Genomic DNA, 390 nt, shown 5'->3' on the forward strand with positions numbered 1-390 from the left:
CTTGTACGGCTGCATGGCCACGATGCGGAAGTCCAACATGCCTTTGCCATCTGCGAAGGGGGCCAGTTCGAGCAAGTATTCGCCCGGCGGCGTACCAAGGAATTGCTCCGGCAAATTCTTGCGAGCAACGAACGTCTCCTCGACCTGCTTACCATCCACCTCGCGCGCGGAGGTGATCACCAATTTCGCTTGGTGGCGCGTGCCAGACTTGCCATCGAAGGCCCAATCTTGGCTGTTGATCGTGATCAGTTGTGCCTTGTACTTGCTCATGGTGTGAACTCCCAGTGGCTCAGTGGCCGGTTTACTTTTCAAATGCCTCAAAGGGCGGGTATCGTTAACAGGCCGATAACTACTGGCCCTGAGTACTTCTCATGTTGAGAAGTACAAGGC

1 protein-coding gene is annotated in these 390 nt (G+C 55.1%); it reads right to left on the minus strand.

What is annotated here, in order from left to right:
- Positions 1–270: hypothetical protein (locus C1J01_RS48860; RefSeq protein WP_111185902.1), on the minus strand; the 270-nt coding region annotated here is incomplete at its 3' end.
- Positions 271–390: the final 120 nt, after the last annotated feature.

This window comes from Nonomuraea aridisoli, from assembly GCF_003236395.1.
In the GTDB taxonomy this organism is placed as follows: domain Bacteria; phylum Actinomycetota; class Actinomycetes; order Streptosporangiales; family Streptosporangiaceae; genus Nonomuraea; species Nonomuraea aridisoli.